This window comes from Maricaulis sp. (assembly GCF_030149235.1).
Classification (GTDB): Bacteria; Pseudomonadota; Alphaproteobacteria; order Caulobacterales; family Maricaulaceae; genus Maricaulis.
Map to the genome: position 1 here is coordinate 1 of NZ_JASBRW010000023.1, position 17,255 is coordinate 17,255.

The window sequence follows — 17,255 nt, forward strand, 5'->3', positions numbered from 1 at the left end:
TCGTCCATCAGGCAGACCCCGGCCGGATTGCCGCTGAAGGGCATGGCCGGATCGGAAAAGGCGTGAATTTCGAAATAGGGCAGACGCGGCATGGAAGGCTCCTCAATCTTTAGTCACGAGGTGAACCTGATTTGCCGGGAAATCAATGTCTACCAGCGCTCATTCTCGGTCGGCGTGAGCTCGAGGGTGAGATCGGGATCGCTGGCATCAAAGGCAGAGACCAGACCGAGGGTGATCTCTCCGCCGCCCGCGCGCTCGCTCAGTGCGGCCTCGATCTGCGACAGGGCCTGTTCGCGCAGATCCCGGATGCGCTGGGGCAGGGCGAGACGCCAGAGATCAACCTCGCGGGCCAGGGTTGCGAAATTGTCCGGCCGCTGGTCACGCGGCCCGTCGCGCCAAGCGCCGATCTCGATATAGGCCTGCGCCAGACGTTCAGCTTCCTCGTCCTCGAACAAGTCGATCTCGATCAGCATGGACTGGTAGACGAGTGAGCTTTCCACCACCGACAGAGGCGGGCTGGCGTTCGATGCCCAGTCCGCGAAATAGGCGCGGACGTCCTCGACCGGGCGCGACGCCGCGCTGGTCCAGTCGCTGCGGGTTTCGCGATTGAGCAGGTCTTCGCTCTGCGCGTCGATGATGAAGACTGTCGGCGTGCCATAAACGGCCGGAATGTTGAAGCGACGCATGACGGCGTGGTTCTGGTCGCGCCAGCCGACATCGATATGACGCAGCACATAGTGCTCGGCCAGGATGGTGGCGACTTCCTCATCCTCGAGATGATGCGCCAGCCCGCGGCTGTCATGGCACCAGTTGGCGCCGAGGATCAAAACCAGGCGCTTATTGCCCGCGCGGGCTTCTTCCAGGGCTTCATCAACAACGGCCATGGCGTCGAAATTGCCGTCATAGGGCCGAGGGTGGGCGTCATCCGCATGGACCAGCGGGGTGAAGAGGATGAGGACGAGGCTGGCGAGGGCAAGCAGGCGCATGGAAATAGTCACTCCGGACAAGACGCGGCGCAGCTAATCACGCTGCGCCGCGCTTGCCCAGTGGCAGGACTGTGAGCGCGATCAGCCGGCTGCCAGCGCGGCGAGCCGCGCATAGACGCCGTCGGTACGCGCCTCGAGCTGGTCGTGCGTGCCCTGTTCGACGATGCGACCATTCTCGAAGACGAGGATGCGGTCGGCATCGCGAATGGTGGAGAGCCGGTGAGCGATGATGATCGTGGTCCGGCCCTGCATCACCGCACCCATCGCCTGCTGGATCTCGCGCTCGGTCTCGTTGTCGAGGCTGGACGTGGCCTCGTCCAGAATGAGGATGGGCGCATCCGCCAGGATGGCCCGGGCAATGGCCACGCGCTGACGTTCTCCGCCGGACAGTTTCACCCCGCGCTCGCCGACCAGGGTTTCATAGCCCTGCGGCAGGCGGTCGATGAAGGCATCCGCATGCGCGGCCTTGGCCGCTGCCATGATCTCCTCACGGCTCGCCTCGGGCCGGCCATAGGCGATGTTCTCCGAAATCGAGCGATGAAACAGCGCCGGGTCCTGCGGGACCAAGGCAATCGAGCGGCGGAGGCTGTCCTGAGTCACGGCACGCACATCCTGCCCGTCGATCAGCACGCCGCCTTCGCTGACGTCATACAGGCGCTGCACCAGCTTGACGAAGGTTGACTTGCCCGAGCCGGTCGGGCCGACCAGCGCCACCTTTTCGCCCGGGGCGATGTCGAGGCTGAAGTCGGTGTAGAGCGGCCGCTCCTGGCCGGCATAGGTGAAGCCGACCGCAACGAAGCGGATCGCGCCTTCGCCGCGCCGGAACTCGGCCGCGTCTTCGGCGTCGTTGACCTCGCTTTCCTGCAGATCGAACACGGCCAGGTCCTGGACCTCGTCGAGACCGCGCTGAACCTGCTGCACATGCTCGCCGAAGCGCCGCATATAGCTCGACACGATCATGTAAGCCGTCAGCGCCGCCACCACATCACCGGCGCTGGCCGCACCGCGTGACCATTGCCAGACCAGGAGGCCGACAAGGGCGGCCTGCATGGTCAGGTCGGTGGCGATATTGACCAGCCAGGAATTGACGTAGCGGCCCCAGGTCTTCTTGGTTTCCGCATGCCAGCGCCAGGTCAGCGCGTGAAAGCGCTCATCCTCGCGGGCTTCCGAGCCAAAGCTCTTTACTGTGGCTACACCGCCGATGGAATCCGCCAGCGCGCCGCCAATCTCACTGTCGAGGGCATTGGAGCGGATGTTCTGGGGCCGGATGTAGTAGCGGCTCAGCATCAGGGAGGAGATAACGAAGGCGACCATGACCAGAAAGGCCGCACCCCCTACCAGCGGCCAGCGCACGGCCATGACCAGGGCGATGCCCAGCATGACCAGTACGGCCGGCGCCACGCCGAGCACGATGTTGAAGGTGATCGTGTCATAGGCCCACATGCCACGCGTGATCTTGCGCACGACCGAGCCGGCGAAAGTGTTGGCGTGCCAGTCCAGCGAAAAGCGCTGCACCTTGCCGAACGCCTCCGTGGTCAGGTCGGCCATATTGGCGGCCGAGAACGGGACCTCGCAGCGCGAGGCCGACTGACGCAAAGCGTAATAGACGGCCGCCGCACCCAGATAGAGCGCGAAGGCCGGCCAGGGGGAGCTGGCATCTGGACCGGCCGCGAGGGCATCGATCAGCCGGCCCGCGGCGAGCGGGATCATCAGCTCGACTACGGTCGCGGCGAGCATGAAAACAATCATCCCGGTCAAGAGCACCGGGCGACGCGCCCATTGCCGTGCGAGATACCGCAACACGGCCATGTTGGAGAGCGTATTTCTGGCGGGATCGTCGTCGGGGTCTTCCGGGTAGCGGAAGTCTTCTTCATCAGTGACAGCACTATCGGTCATCGGATCGCGGACCGGTCGGTCCGTCCTCTGGCATATATCCTACGGGCAAGGGCTCATCGGTGAGGACAGGCAGCGCACGCGGCATTGTGAAATGCATCGCGCGAGCTGTGAAAGCGGGTCACCGGACCGCCCTCAATCGCTAGATATAATTTGGCACTGATACATTCTCCTGCGAGACGAATGGGTCGGCGTGGATACACCCCACTAAGGTTGGGGGCAAGCGGTGGCGGCCGGATTGTCCACCGGTGTGGCTTTTGTGCCGATCAGACCCGCAGGGCGGGTTTCATCGCCGCATCAAGCGCCGCGCGGGTCGCTGCATCGGGCTCGACCAGCTTGCGCTTGTCCAGGTCCATCGGCGCAGCCACGCCTTCCATTGTCCACCAGGGGCGGCCGGTTGCCGGGTCGAGCACCCAGTGCACCAGATTGCGCACTTTCGAGCCCGCCGAGATCAGACCTGAGCGGATGACATAGCCATCGCCGGCGCGCGGCCAGCGGCGGGGCAGAATGCGGCATTCCAGCAGGGCCGATCCGATCCGTGCGCTGGTCTTGCCCATGTGGAAATCGAATTCCTCGGGAAAGGCGCCTCGGAAATTGACCACCGAACTGGACACACGGCCGAGCAGGACGTCAGACCGGATGCGATCGAAGACACCCATCTCCCTATGGTTGAACCGGCCGAGGCCGATTTGCTCGAGGCCGAGCTCATCGGCCCTCGCAATCGAGATTTGGCCCTCGCCCTCCGCCTCACCCAGACCGCGCGGCCGGGCAATCTCCGGCGTGTCGACCTTCAGCTTTGCTGCCTGTACCGAGAAACGCTCCGGCCAGGGGAAGGGTCGGCCTTCCTTGGGTGAGACATGGCCCGCTTGAATGCGGAAAGTTGCGGCAATCTCGCCCGATCCGGCGTGCCGCATCAGCAGCACGAGATCCGCACTCGCGGTATCGAGACCGGCAATGCCGCCCTCGATCATCAGGGGCGCGCCCGGGCGGGCTTCGGCTAGGAATTTGATGTGCAGGCTGCGCGCCGCCAGCGTGGCATAGGCGTCGGTGCGAAAGATATTCCCCAGGCCGGCATGCGCGGCCAGATTGGCCACCGCCTCGCTGGCCTTGGCGAGGTAGAACTGGACATTCATATGCCCCAGCTCGTCGCATTCCCAGGCGTTCGCATTTCCGCGCCAGAGCTCGATCATGGTGTCAATATCCGTGGCCAATGGGATGGGTCAGGACCGGCAATTGCCGCAATGGCCGAAATGTTCGACCACCGAGCGCTCGATAATGAAGCCGTCCGGTGTCTGGGTTGAGGCCGGGGCACCATGGCATTCCTGCACCGATCCGCAATCCGAGCATATGAACAGTTCGGCACCGCCGGTGTCGTGACTGTGGCTGCAGCCGACATAGGCGTTGAGCGCCTCTACCTTATGTACCAGCCCGAGGCCGAGCAGGAATTCGAGGGCGCGGTAAACGGTCGGCGGCTTGGCCGAGCCCGGGCCCGGTTTAAGCGCTTCGAGCAGGTCATAGGCCTTAACCGGCCCGTCCGCTTCAAGCACAAGCTCGAGGACACGGCGACGAATGGGCGTCAGGCGTTCGCCCTTTTCATCACAGAGGGTTTCAGCGGCATGCAACGCCGGAGATGTGGAATCGCGACTCATATGTCGAACATTTAATGCGTTCCGGCGCGGATTTACAGGTGCCAGCCCTTGTCGTGACTGAGACGTTATAATATTACACCCGTGAATTAATCGCCGATGGGGATATCTGGCTGTGTCAAAAGTACTCAAAACCACCGTTGCACCGGTTGCGCTGATCGCGGCCCTGGCAACCGCACCCGCTGTACTGGCTCAGAGCGACGAGATCGATGACGTCATCACCGTCACGTCCAACCCGCTCCTGACGGGCGCCGATGAAGTCACCGGTTCCGTCGAAGTCGTGAACCAGGACCATATCATCGATAATCTCTCAGGCTCGCTGGCTGACACGATTGCCCATGAGCCGGGTGTCTCCACCACCTATTTCGGCCCGGCATCCAGCCGTCCGGTCATTCGTGGCCTGGGCGCAGACCGTGTCCGCGTTCTCGTCAACGGCACCGGCCTCATTGATGCCTCCACCTCCAGCCCGGACCACGCTGTTGCGTCGGAAGCGCTTGAAGCCGAGCGCGTCGAGATTCTGCGCGGACCGGCCGCGATTGCCTATGGCGGCGGCGCCATCGGTGGTGTCGTCAACGTGATTGATGGCCGTATCGCTGAAGAACGTGCCGAGGGCGATTTCGAAGGACGTTTCTATGGCGGTCTGACCACGGTTGATAATGGCGAAACCTTTGCCGGTCGTGCGCGCTTCAACGCCGGTGAGTTCGTCTTCCACATCGAGGGAATGAGCCGCACGGCTGAAGACTTCGACATCCCGGGCTTTGCTGAATCCGCGCTCTATCGTGAGCTGGAAGAGGAAGAACACGAGGAAGAGGAGCACGACGAGGAAGAGCACGAGCACGAGGAAGAGGAAGTTTTCGGCACGGTCGAAAACTCCGGTCTCGAATTCACGACCGGCTCGATCGGTGTCTCCTGGGTCGGTGAAAACGGCTTTATCGGTGTTGCCTACAAGCAGACCGACGCACTCTACGGTGTTCCCGGCCATGCCCACGCTCACGAAGAAGAGCATGAGGAAGAGGAACACGAAGAAGAGCACGAGGAAGAAGAGGAAATCGTCAACATCGATCTGGAGCAGACCCGCTTCGATCTGCGCGGCGAATTCCGCAATCTCGGCGAATTCGTGGAGCGATTCCGCTTCTCCGCCGGTACCGCTGAATACGAGCACACCGAGCTCGAAGGTGACGAGATCGGCACCCAGTTCACCAACGAAGGTTGGGAAGCGCGCGGTGAGCTGCGTTTTGTCGAGCAGGAGCTCGGCGAGGGCACCTGGACCGGCGCAGCCGGCCTGCAGGCTTTCTCGCGCGACTTCGTCGCTCTCGGTGACGAAGCCTATGTGCCGCCGTCTCAGACCGATGACTGGGGTATTTTCACGGCCCAGCGCTGGGATGCCGGCGGCTGGGGTCTGGAAGGCGGTCTGCGTCTTGAGAACCGTGAAATCGAAGCACTCGGCGTCAGCCGTGACTTTGATACCGTCTCGGCCTCCGGTTCCGTGTTCTGGCGTCCGTCCGAAGACAGCTTCTTCGCCCTGACCCTGTCCTCCAACGAGCGTGCGCCGACTGATGTCGAGCTGTTCGCCGATGGTGAGCACGTCGCGACCCGCACCGTTGAGAATGGAGACGTCAACCTCGACGTCGAACGCGCGACCTCGTTCGAGTTCACGGCCCGCAAGGACATTGGTGCCTGGTCGATAGAAGGTGCTTTGTTCAGCGCCGACTATGACGGCTTCATCGGGGCCTTCCCGACCGGTGAAGAGGAAGAGGGCTTCATCGTCGTCGACTATCGCGCCGAAGACGTGAACCTGTCCGGCTTTGAAGGCCGCCTCGAAGGCCCGCTGGGTACGCTGCGCGGCTGGGGTCTGACCGGTGACTTTACCGCTGAATACGTCACCAGTGACGTCGACAGCGGCGGCGACCTGCCGCGCCTGCCCCCGCTGGCCTTTACCGCTGGGGTGACGGCGCAGAAGGGCGTGCATGAGCTGCATGCCGAGGTCGAATGGTTCGACGAGCAGGAGAACGCGGCTCAGTTTGAACTGCCGACCGACGGCTACACGCTGTTCAATGCCCGTTACTCGGTCACGCCGTTCGAGAATGACGGTGTCCGTTTCATCCTTGAGGGCCGGAACCTCGGCGATGAGGAAGCGCGCCTGCATACCTCCTTCCTGAAGGACCAGGTTCCGCTTCCGGGCCGCAATTTCCGCTTCGCCGTTATCGCGGACTTCTAGCGAAACCAGAGCGTTGGCAGCCTGTCATGCGACAGGCTGCCGCGCGGCGAAACGCGCCATACCCCTAATTAAAGTCCGGGTTCATAAAGTCCCCATCGAATTTCTGGGGACTTAAGGATCAGGACCATGAAAAAACTTCTGCTGACTGCCGCCGCTATCGCCATGACCGCCGCTGCGCCCGCCTTTGCGGACAGCGGAGACTGGCTGGTGCGTTTCCGCGTCATCGACGTGATGCCGAATGAAAGCGCCGATATCAGCCCGATCGGTGGCGATGTCGACATTTCGAACAGCATCGTGCCGGAACTCGACATCACCTATTTCGTGCAGGACCAGTGGGCGGTCGAGCTCATCCTCGGCGTCACGCCGCATGATGTTGGCGCTGTCGACACTGCCGTAGGCGATGTGGATCTGGGTGACGTGACCCTGCTGCCGCCGACCCTGACGCTGCAGTATCACTTCGCTCCCGATGCCGATGTCCGCCCCTATGTCGGCGCCGGCGTCAACTTCACCCATTTCTTCAATGAAGACCTGCCGTCAGGCAGCGCTCTGAGCACGATCGATTATGACAGCAGCTTCGGCTTCGCCGCGCAGGCTGGCATCGACTTCCAGACCAATAGCGAGTGGTTCTTCAATGTTGATGTCAAGTATATCGACATCAATACCGATGTGACGATTGACGGTGCCATCACCGCCGATGTCGACATCGATCCGGTGGTTCTCGGCGTCGGTTTCGGCCGCCGCTTCTGATCCACCTGCCACTATGCTGAAGCAATGCCGGGTCGACCCTTCGGGCCCGGCATTGTCTCGTCTTGAAACAGGTGCGCGATCTCGTTGCCGGTACAGGCCTTTTGGGCTATTACCCCCGGACCTAATAACAAGGGGGTTTTCCAATGGCTGACGCCGCGACCAACGAGCCGCGCATCACCGGTTCTGTTCCGCTCTACAAGTCCGTAGAGCCGCTCAATCGCCAGAAGCACGCGACCTATGGCGTGAACAACGTCAAGGAGCCGTTCGGCTTCCTGCGCGACTGGCATTTCGTTCCGGCCATTGCAGCCGAATTCGGCGTCGCCAGCGGCAGCTTCCCGATCGTCTTCCTCGGCGACAAGAAGATGCCGGTCCTGGTCATGGGCCTGCGTCAGGGTTCCAACCTCTTCATCACCGAAGACGGCCAGTTCGAAGCTGACCACTACGTCCCGGCTTATGTCCGCCGCTACCCGTTCGTCAGCGCGTCCAACCCGGGCGATCAGCCGTCGACGGTCTGCGTTGATGTCGACGCCGAGTTCGTTGTCGACAAGGACCCGCAGCAGCCCTTCTTCGACGACAAGGGTGAGCCGACTGAGTACACCAAGCAGGCCGTTGATTTTGTCTCCGCTTTCGAGCGTGACGCACAGATCACCGAAGCTTTCGTGCAGCGTCTTGTCGCGCTCGACCTGCTCGAGAAAAAAGAGATCAAGGTCGCCAATCCGCAGGATCCGGAAAACCCGGTTACCGTGGCGGACTATTTCGGCGTCTCTGTCGAGAAGTTGCAGGCTCTGCCGGACGACAAGGTCCTCGAGATGCACAAGAACAACGACCTGTCCGTGATCCACGCCCACCTCGCCTCGCTGCAGCGCTGGGAGCGCATCATGCGCCGCGTGGCCGTGCAGGCGAACGCAGAACAGGCGGCCCAGGGCTAATCCCTGCGCCAATTCTGACTGGCAGCGGCCGCACCGGAAGGTGCGGCCGTTTTGCTTCGTGGTCACGCTTGCGCGAGGTCTATTCGACGTTTCGGAATTTACCGCTATATCGCACCGCAAGACCCCGTTTAGTCCCGATCGATAAGGGTATCCGCATGCGCTTCCTCCTGGCCGTTCTGGCTTTGCTCATCCTGCCGCTCAACATGGCCAAGGCTCAGACCGATGCCGTGCCGGGTTGGGCTCTGGGCGATGAGATCATTGAAGCCCGCTTGATTGCGGACCGGAGCGTTGCTGCGCCGGGCGAGGGCTTCTACCTCGGTCTGCACCAGGTCATGCCGGAAGGCTGGCATACCTACTGGAAGAACCCCGGAGATTTTGGCCAGCCGCTGGAGCTGACCTGGACGCTGCCGGACGGCGTGACCATTGGCGATGTGATCTGGCCGGCCCCGGTTGAGTTGCCGATCGCTGATGGCGAGATCATGGACTATGGCTACTATGATGAGGTCACCCTGCCGATGCCGATCCGGCTGGCCGAGGACTTTACCGCTGACCGGCTTGATCTGGTGGTCGATGCCTATTGGCAGGTCTGCGACGAGGTCTGTGTTCCCGAGGAACGCCAGCTCAGCTTCTCGCTGCCGGTCGGAGCCGAGGCACCGCGTGACGAGACCAGCCACTGGATGATCCAGGCCGCGCTCGAGGCCGTGCCGCCGCGCGATGACAGTGTGGGCGCAGTGCTGGACCGGGTCGGTGACCGCCTGGTGCTGCAACTCGACGCCCCGTTGCTGGCCGACGCCGACAGCTGGCGTGACCTGACCTTCATGCCGGGCGAAAGCGGTGTCATCGAACATGCGCCGGAACAGGTGCTGCAGCGTGAAGAGGACGGGCGCCTCTACCTGATCATGGAGCCGAGCTGGAAGCTTGAGGGCGAGATCGATGCGCCGCGCCTGGGTCTGCTCAGCTTCGAGCGTCAGCAGGGTGGCGATATCTGGGCGCGTGAGAGCGTCGAGATCGAGGCGCAGCCGGGCGAGATTTCTATTGCCCTGCCATCGCAGGCCCGTGCCCCGGTCCAGACCGTGTCGATGACGGGTCTGATCAGCCTGGTTCTCCTGGCGCTGGGCGGTGGTCTGATCCTCAACCTCATGCCGTGCGTTTTCCCGGTGCTGTCGATCAAGGTGCTTAAATTCGTCGAGGTTGCGCAGCACGATCCCAACAAGGTGCGCCGTCACGGGCTCTACTTCCTCTCTGGCGTCGTGCTCAGCTTTGTGGCGCTGGCCGGTCTTCTGGTCATTCTGCGCGAGCTGGGTCTGCCGGTTGGCTGGGGCTTCCAGCTGCAATTGCCGATTGTCGTTGCTGTCTTGGCGCTCCTGTTCTTCGCCATCGGTCTCAACTTGCTCGGCGTGTTCGAAGTCGGCACCAGCATTATGGGTCTGGGCAGTAATCTGGCCGACGCGCCGGGCGCGCGGGGAGCTTTCTTCACCGGCGTTCTGGCCGTTGTCGTCGCCGCACCCTGTGTCGGGCCGCTCGCTGCTGGTGCGCTGGGGTTGGCGCTGACCCAACCCGCGATCATTGTCCTTGCCGTTGCCGCCGCGATGGGAGTGGGCCTGGCCTTGCCCTTTGTGGTCCTGACCTTTGCCCCGGCCCTGCTGCGCCTTTTGCCGCGCCCGGGCAAGTGGATGGAGACATTCAAGCAGGCCCTGGCCTTCCCGATGTTTGCCGCCGTGCTCTGGCTGGTCTGGGTGTTGTCGATCCAGGCCGGTCCGCAAGGCGTGCTCTTCCTGGGTCTCGCCATGCTGGCGCTGACCTTCGCAATCTGGGCCTCCAAACAGGGTGGGGCCGCCTGGTCGGTGATCGCCCTGGCCTCGGCCCTGGGCCTGGTGCTGACCACGGTGTGGATTGCCCGCCTGCCGACAGGCGATATGGCGACAGTCGCTGGTCCGGGCGAGGTGGCCTGGTCTGACGCGGCTGTGGAGGAGGCGCAGCTGGCCGGCAGTGCAGTCTTCGTCGACGTCACCGCGGCCTGGTGTGTCACCTGCCAGGTCAACAAGATGCGGGTGCTCAATGACGGTGTGGTGCAGACCGCCTTCGTCGATATGGGCGCGACGCTGATGCGAGCGGACTGGACCAATCGCGATGATCGCATCACCGACCTGATCTACCGCCATGGCGGCGCTGGCGTGCCGCTCTACCTCGTCTACCCGGCAGGCGGCGGCGAGCCGGTCGTACTGCCGACGGTCCTGACGCGTCAGATTGTGCTGGATGCCCTGGAGATGGCGTCGGGCTAGCCGGCCGAGCAGGTCGGCAGCGGCATGCTGGCGCCTAGCGCACCATCATCTGCAGCCGGCGCGATTTCGCTGGCGTCACGCATCAGGTCGGCAATGGCGCGATAAATGCGCGCCTGTTCACCGGCACTGTCGGCCTCGTTGAGCGCGCCGAGGCGCGCCTCGGCATCGCGCGACATGCCGCGGAAAATACACTGCAGATCTTCCGCGCCGCCGGTATCGCTGATCGCCCGGCTCAGGCGCATGGCGTCCGCTGCAAACTGCTCGAGTTCAAAATAGAACGGATCCTCGATGTCGATACGATCGGCCGGGGCCGCCGGGCGAGAGGCGGCATCGCTCGCGCGCATCTGCGCTTCACCGCGCAGATCGCTCGCAAACTCGGCGAATTCAGCCCCGGGACCCGCCAGGGCCGAACCGGTTCCCAGCAGGAAAGCAACGCAAACAGTGACGAGATAACGCACAAAACACTCCAAAATTCGCACGCAGCTTAGCCCAAGGCTGCACTGAGACCACCCCGGCTCTTGCAACTTGCGTGCAAGACAGGTGAAAAGACGCCCACTGCCAGTCTGCGGCCTTCCCGGCCAGCCTTGCTCCGGAGATTACCCGATGAGTGCGAAGAAAGCCTTTCGCCCAAAAGCACGCCGCCCGCGCGGTTTCGAAGACCGATCCGGAGACGTCCTGCGGGCCGAGCATCAGCTGATCTCCGCCGCCAGCAAGATCTATGATGACTGGGGTTTCGAGCCGCTGCAGACACCGGCGTTTGAATATGCCGAAGCGCTCGGCAAATTCCTGCCGGATGAAGAACGCCCCAATGAAGGCGTGTTTGCTCTGGAAGATGATGATGGTCAGTGGCTGTCGCTGCGCTATGACCACACCGCACCACTGGCCCGTTTCGTGGCCGAGCACTACCAGGACCTCAACAAGCCCTATCGCCGCTACCAGGCGGGCGATGTCTGGCGTAATGAAAAGCCGGGTCCGGGCCGTTTCCGCCAATTCGTCCAGTGTGATGCAGACACGGTTGGCGCAGCCTCCGCAGCCGCCGACGCCGAGATGATCGCTCTGGCGGCCGAGGTCATGCGAGCGGCCGGCCTGGCCGATCAGGAATATGTCATCCGGGTCAATGACCGCCGCATTCTCGATGGCGTGCTGGAAAGCATCGGTGCCGCCGATTCGGCCCGGCGCATGCGTGTGCTGCGCGCCGCCGACAAGCTCGACCGACTTGGCCGTGAGGGGGTCGCCCTGTTGCTGGGCGAGGGACGCAAGGATGAGTCGGGTGACTTCACCGAAGGCGCCAAGCTAGACCCTGCAGGGATCGATATTGTCCTGAATTTCCTCGATGCCACTGGTGGCGGTCGCCAGGATGTGATCGCCCGTCTGGAACCGCTGGTTGGCGGTTCGGAAACCGGCAAGGCCGGCCTTGCAGCCTTGGCTGAAATCGATGCTGTACTGAGTGCGATCGGCGTGGGGGATGACCGGGCGGCCTTTGATCCGTCCGTGGTGCGGGGCCTGGGCTATTACACGGGTCCCGTCTATGAGGCCGAGCTCCTGGCTACGGCGCATTATGATGACGGTCAGCCGATCCAGTTCGGTTCGGTCGGCGGTGGCGGCCGTTATGACGATCTCGTCGCCCGCTTCACGGGTCAGGCTGTCCCGGCCACAGGCTTCTCCTTCGGTGTCAGCCGCTTTGCAGCGGCCTTGCGGGCACTGGGTCGGGCTGGTGGCGACCAGGACCGTCCGCTGGTGATCGTGGTGGCATCGGAAAAAGACCGCTCAGCGGATTATCTTGCCATGGCCGCGCAACTGCGTGCGGTTGGATACCGGGCCGAGGCCTCTGTCGGTGGCGGCAATATGGGCAAGCAGATGAAATATGCCGATCGACGCGGTGCCAGCGTCGCGGTCATCGTCGGCTCCAATGAACGCGAAGCCGGCGAGGTCACGCTGAAGGACCTCAAGCTGGGTGCGAAACTGGCGGCCAATATCGAGGACAACAAGGCCTGGCGCGAGGATCAGCCGGCCCAGATGACAGTGCCCAACGGGCGCTGGATCGAGGCCGTAGGCGAGATTATCGCCCGTCATTCCAGCTAGAGTAAGCTGAAGTTTTCCACGGTAATGCCCTCGTAATGTGCTGATTTTTCAGATTGCAGGGTTGACGTATACGTAACCCTGCTCCAACGTCGCGAACAGGACAGGGCCTGACCGTCCGGTCCATGGCGTTTCGGGGAGGAGACGCCCTTTATCGACCAACCGTAAATTTAAGGGGCTGGCTTTCGCCAGCCCCTCTTTTTTAGCTTCGCTGGTCAATCCCGAAAGCGGGATCAGCCCTTAGTCATTCCCGCCATCAAGGCGTTCAGCTTCCAGGCGGTTGAGCCAGCTTGTGAGGTCATCACCGGTTTGCTCTTCGCCATTGACCCAGACCCGGCGATTGCCGTCGGCATCTTCCATGATGCGAATGCGGCGGCCTTCTTCGGCCGTGCGCGCGTGGCGGCTCTCGTCGGCGTGCAGGCGCTCGATGAAGACGCGGCGCTCGCTATCACGCCCTTCGCGTTCGGCATGGCGCTCGGCGCGGCGCAGTTCACGCTCGGCCAGCCGCATGGCGCGGGCGACTTCACGCTCGGCGTGGGCGCTCTCACGGGCCGCGTGACGGGCTTCCTCATGAGCGCGGCGGATCTCTAGGCGGATTTCGCGATTATTGCCCGCGAGCTCACGTCCCATCTCGGCCATTTCGATGCGCACTTCCGCCATGGCTTCCCGGATCTCTTCGCGCGCCTCGCGCAATTCCTCGCGAACTTCTTCCTGTTCTTCCGGCGTCAGATCATCCCAGTCGCGGCTGTCATGGCCATTATTCATGCGGACCACAAATGTGTCCTCATCGAGTTCGGCAAGAGTTGCCGCGAGGGTGGCGATAACGCCTTCGCTGATACCGTCAATGTCGATCTCGGTGACCACCGCGTGACCGATATTGGAGCCCATCTCGGCCATGACCTCGGCATGCTCAGTCCAATCCATGCGATGGACGAAGACATTGCCGTGTTCGACGCCATTACTGATGATTTCGACATTGCCGTCTTCGATGATGACGATGCCATCATCATCGAGCTCGATCTCTTGCCCGTCGACATAGACAACGCCGTCTCGGATGGAGATTTCCGCGCCGTCAGCGCTGATGACCCGGCTCTCGCTCTGCTTGGTGTGGAAGACGAAGTTACTATCGTCATCCAGGGCAAATGCGGTTGTCGCGGCCAGAATAGATGCGGCACCAGCCAGTAGAAATTTCTTCATGGGATGTCCCTCATTCCTCAAATTCTGGTCCTATCTTTGGGCTTGGCTTCCTTACCGGCCTTGTGCGGCGGGCTAAACTTTTTGTCAGATAGTTACAGACTAAAAAGAAGGCGGCCGGCATGGGGTGCCGACCGCCTGTTGGACTCGAGGGGACCGCGGCGTGAGATTCGTGTGTGCGGCGCGGTTGAGAATGGTTATGAACCGTTCAAGCCTTCCGGACATTGACGAATGAATGACCGATTGGTCACACAGTGACGGGATTGTGGCGGCTTGCCGCGAAGACGACCGGCGGGCAGTCTGGTTTGAGACCGTCAGGAGGAGTGCGCGTGAAAAATCCGGATCGCCGGCAAGTGATCGGCTGGGCATCGGCGGCGGCCGTGGCGTCACACTTTCCGGCTATGGCGCAGGTGCAACTGAGCCTGGCTGAAAAGGTCGGGCGGATGTTGTTGCTCGGCTTTATCGGGTCTCGTCCGGATACGGGCGGGGCGGATATCGTAGCGGATCATCTCCAAGAGCGGAGGATCGGCGGCGTGCTCTTCCTGCGCCATAATGTGCGTTCGCGTGAGGGCGCTGAAGGCCTGGCCGCCCGTTTCCGCGCGATTGATCCGAAAGCCTGGATGGCGATCGACCAGGAAGGCGGGCTGGTGCAGCGCTTGTCCCGTGATCTGGGCTATTCCTGGATCCCTCGGGCCTCACAGGTTGTCGAGGAGCGCGGCATTGTCGGGGCCCGGGAGCTGTATGCTCTTGCCGCCCGCGAATTCCGGGCTGCCGGTTTCAACATGAACCTGGCACCCGTGGCGGACCTGCATGATCCGGAGAATGCGGTTATTGGGCGCCATGGCCGGTCGTATGGCACAACGGGCCAGGATGTTGCCGCCTATGCCGCGACCTTTATCGAGGCCTTCGAGACGGAAGGCTCGGTCTGCGTCATCAAGCACTTCCCCGGGCATGGCCGCTCCCGCGGTGACAGCCATGACGGCTTTGTCGATATTTCAGAAACCTGGAGCTATGAGGAGCTGGACCCGTTCCGCAGGCTCGTCGAAGCCAATTCTGCGCGTTGCATTATGGGCGGTCACCTGATCAATCGGAATCTCGATCCGAGCGGCCTGCCGGCGACCTTCTCCTCTGCCATGCTCGACGATCTCTTGCGCACGGACCTGGAATTCAAGGGCGTCGTGATGACGGATGATCTCGATATGGCCGCTATCCGGGAGAATTACGATCAGCGCGAAGCGGTGCTGCGGTCCATCGAGGCTGGCAATGATATCATCATGCTGTCCAATTCGGCCCGACCGGATCCGGAACTGCCGCAACGCATTGCCGGTTGGGTCGAGGAGGCGATCGAGCAGGGCCGTTTCGATGAAGCCCGCATCGACCGATCGGTGGCGCGAATTGAGGCTCTGCGTATGACCCGTCCGGGTTAGGGTTGGAGGAACCAGATCGGAAAAAGAAAAGGCCCGCTCGGTTGAGCGGGCCTTCGCTATAAGTCGGTCAGGTGACCGGCATGATTACATCATGCCGCCCATGCCGCCCATGCCGCCCATGTCCGGCATGGCCGGCCCAGCGCCTTCTTCTTTCGGTGAGTCAGCAACGGCAGCTTCCGTGGTGATCAGCAGGGAAGCGACAGAGGCCGCGTCCTGCAGAGCCGTACGGACAACCTTGGCCGGATCGATGACGCCGAAAGCGAGCATGTCGCCATACTCTTCGGTCTGAGCATTGAAGCCGAAGGTGGTGCTGTCATTCTCGAGGATCTTGCCAACAACGATGGAACCTTCGACGCCGGCATTCTCGACGATCTGACGGATCGGCGCCTGCAGGGCACGCGCGATGATGCGCACGCCCTGGGTCTGGTCAGCATTGTCGCCTTCCACACCGTCCAGCTTGCGGGACGCACGCAGGAGCGCGGTGCCGCCGCCGGTGACGATGCCTTCTTCAACGGCCGCGCGGGTTGCGTTGAGGGCGTCGTCGACGCGGTCCTTCTTCTCTTTCACTTCGATCTCGGTGGCGCCGCCAACCTTGATCACGGCCACGCCGCCAGCCAGCTTGGCCAGGCGTTCCTGCAGCTTTTCGCGGTCATAGTCGGAAGTCGTCTCTTCGATCTGGCGACGGATCTGGGTCACGCGCGCTTCGATCGCTTCCTGCCCGCCCGCACCGTCGACGATGGTGGTGTCGTCTTTGGTGATGTTGATGCGCTTGGCGGTGCCGAGCATATCGAGGGAGACGGTTTCCAGCTTGATGCCGAGGTCTTCAGAGATGACCTGGCCGCCGGTCAGGATGGCGATGTCTTCCAGCATCGCCTTGCGGCGATCGCCGAAGCCCGGAGCTTTGACGGCAGCGATTTTCAGACCGCCGCGCAGCTTGTTGACCACGAGGGTAGCCAGGGCTTCGCCTTCAACGTCCTCGGCGATGATCAGCAGCGGACGGCCGGACTGAACAACGCTTTCCAGTATCGGCAGCATCGGCTGCAGGGAGGTCAGCTTTTTCTCGTGCAGCAGGATGAAGGGCTCTTCCAGGTCGGCCTGCATCTTGTCCGCATCGGTGATGAAGTACGGAGACAGGTAGCCGCGGTCGAACTGCATGCCTTCAACGACGTCCAGTTCGGTTTCCAGGGATTTGGCTTCCTCGACGGTGATCACGCCTTCATTGCCGACCTTTTCCATTGCGTGCGCAATGTCGTTGCCGATCTGGCTGTCGCCGTTTGCGGAGATGGTGCCGACCTGGGCGACTTCTTCAGAGCCTTTGATCGGGGTGGCTTGGGCCTTGATGTCTTCGACGACGATGGCGGTTGCCTTGTCGATGCCGCGCTTCAGGTCCATCGGGTTCATGCCGGCCGCAACCGACTTCATGCCTTCGCGGACGATGGACTGGGCCAGAACCGTTGCGGTCGTGGTGCCGTCACCAGCAACGTCGTTCGTCTTGGACGCGACTTCGCGGATCATCTGGGCGCCCATGTTCTCGAACTTGTCAGCGAGTTCGATTTCCTTGGCGACGGAAACGCCGTCCTTGGTCGTGCGCGGAGCGCCGAAGGACTTCTCGATCACCACGTTGCGGCCTTTCGGGCCGAGCGTGACTTTTACAGCGTTGGCGAGGATGTCGACGCCCTTGAGCATGCGGTCGCGGGCATCGGAGGAGAAGAGTACGTCTTTAGCAGCCATGATATGGCTCCCTTATTGAGTGTGTTTCAGGTTCGCTGGGCGGTCGCTTAGCCGACAACGCCGAGGATGTCGGACTCGCGCATGATCAGCAGCTCATCGCCGCCGAGCGTGACTTCCGTGCCG

At 62.5% G+C, this 17,255-nt stretch carries 13 protein-coding genes; 6 read left to right on the forward strand and 7 right to left on the reverse strand.

Features of this window, described 5'->3' with window-relative positions; translation table 11 throughout:
* Nucleotides 1-149 precede the first annotated feature (149 nt).
* The 4 genes from Q1V51_RS03535 to Q1V51_RS03550 all read right to left on the reverse strand — a co-directional run bounded on the left by Q1V51_RS03535 (nt 150) and on the right by Q1V51_RS03550 (nt 4,528).
* Nucleotides 150-986, reverse strand: a complete 837-nt coding sequence (locus tag Q1V51_RS03535; RefSeq protein ID WP_300552933.1) for a thioredoxin family protein — start codon at nt 984-986, stop codon at nt 150-152.
* An 81-nt stretch (nt 987-1,067) separates the two neighbouring features.
* Nucleotides 1,068-2,882: an ABC transporter ATP-binding protein gene (locus Q1V51_RS03540; RefSeq protein ID WP_300552936.1), complete on the reverse strand. Its 1,815-nt coding sequence runs from the start codon at nt 2,880-2,882 to the stop codon at nt 1,068-1,070.
* A 263-nt stretch (nt 2,883-3,145) separates the two neighbouring features.
* Nucleotides 3,146-4,069 (reverse strand): thioesterase family protein, encoded by a 924-nt coding sequence (locus Q1V51_RS03545; RefSeq protein WP_300552939.1) that lies wholly within the window; start codon nt 4,067-4,069, stop codon nt 3,146-3,148.
* 30 nt (nt 4,070-4,099) lie between these two features.
* On the reverse strand, nt 4,100-4,528 hold the full coding sequence (locus Q1V51_RS03550) for a transcriptional repressor (RefSeq protein ID WP_300552942.1): 429 nt from the start codon (nt 4,526-4,528) through the stop codon (nt 4,100-4,102).
* A gap of 112 nt (nt 4,529-4,640) precedes the next feature.
* On the opposite strand from Q1V51_RS03550, the gene Q1V51_RS03555 reads away from it, so the two are divergent.
* The 4 genes from Q1V51_RS03555 to Q1V51_RS03570 all read left to right on the forward strand — a co-directional run bounded on the left by Q1V51_RS03555 (nt 4,641) and on the right by Q1V51_RS03570 (nt 10,701).
* Nucleotides 4,641-6,743, forward strand: a complete 2,103-nt coding sequence (locus tag Q1V51_RS03555; RefSeq protein ID WP_300552945.1) for a TonB-dependent receptor — start codon at nt 4,641-4,643, stop codon at nt 6,741-6,743.
* A gap of 126 nt (nt 6,744-6,869) precedes the next feature.
* On the forward strand, nt 6,870-7,490 hold the full coding sequence (locus Q1V51_RS03560; protein WP_300552948.1) for an OmpW family outer membrane protein: 621 nt from the start codon (nt 6,870-6,872) through the stop codon (nt 7,488-7,490).
* A gap of 143 nt (nt 7,491-7,633) precedes the next feature.
* On the forward strand, nt 7,634-8,419 hold the full coding sequence (locus Q1V51_RS03565; protein WP_300552951.1) for a SapC family protein: 786 nt from the start codon (nt 7,634-7,636) through the stop codon (nt 8,417-8,419).
* A gap of 155 nt (nt 8,420-8,574) precedes the next feature.
* Entirely contained in the window at nt 8,575-10,701 is a 2,127-nt protein-coding gene (locus Q1V51_RS03570; RefSeq protein WP_300552954.1) for a protein-disulfide reductase DsbD domain-containing protein, read from the forward strand.
* Here the strand turns inward: Q1V51_RS03570 and Q1V51_RS03575 are convergent.
* On the reverse strand, nt 10,698-11,159 hold the full coding sequence (locus tag Q1V51_RS03575) for a hypothetical protein (protein ID WP_300552956.1): 462 nt from the start codon (nt 11,157-11,159) through the stop codon (nt 10,698-10,700). The genes Q1V51_RS03570 and Q1V51_RS03575 overlap by 4 nt on opposite strands.
* A 145-nt stretch (nt 11,160-11,304) precedes the next feature.
* Between Q1V51_RS03575 and hisS the strand changes: the two genes are divergently transcribed.
* A complete protein-coding gene (gene hisS, locus Q1V51_RS03580; protein WP_300552959.1) occupies nt 11,305-12,783 on the forward strand; it encodes a histidine--tRNA ligase in 1,479 nt (492 codons plus the stop codon).
* A 237-nt stretch (nt 12,784-13,020) separates the two neighbouring features.
* Here the strand turns inward: hisS and Q1V51_RS03585 are convergent, their stop codons facing one another.
* Nucleotides 13,021-13,977, reverse strand: coding sequence for a hypothetical protein (locus Q1V51_RS03585; protein WP_300552962.1), 957 nt, complete (start codon nt 13,975-13,977; stop codon nt 13,021-13,023).
* A gap of 326 nt (nt 13,978-14,303) precedes the next feature.
* On the opposite strand from Q1V51_RS03585, the gene Q1V51_RS03590 reads away from it, so the two are divergent.
* A complete protein-coding gene (locus tag Q1V51_RS03590; RefSeq protein ID WP_300552964.1) occupies nt 14,304-15,401 on the forward strand; it encodes a glycoside hydrolase family 3 N-terminal domain-containing protein in 1,098 nt (365 codons plus the stop codon).
* 84 nt (nt 15,402-15,485) lie between these two features.
* On the opposite strand, the gene groL is transcribed toward Q1V51_RS03590, so the two are convergent.
* On the reverse strand, nt 15,486-17,132 hold the full coding sequence (groL, locus tag Q1V51_RS03595) for a chaperonin GroEL (RefSeq protein WP_300552967.1): 1,647 nt from the start codon (nt 17,130-17,132) through the stop codon (nt 15,486-15,488).
* Nucleotides 17,133-17,255: the final 123 nt, after the last annotated feature.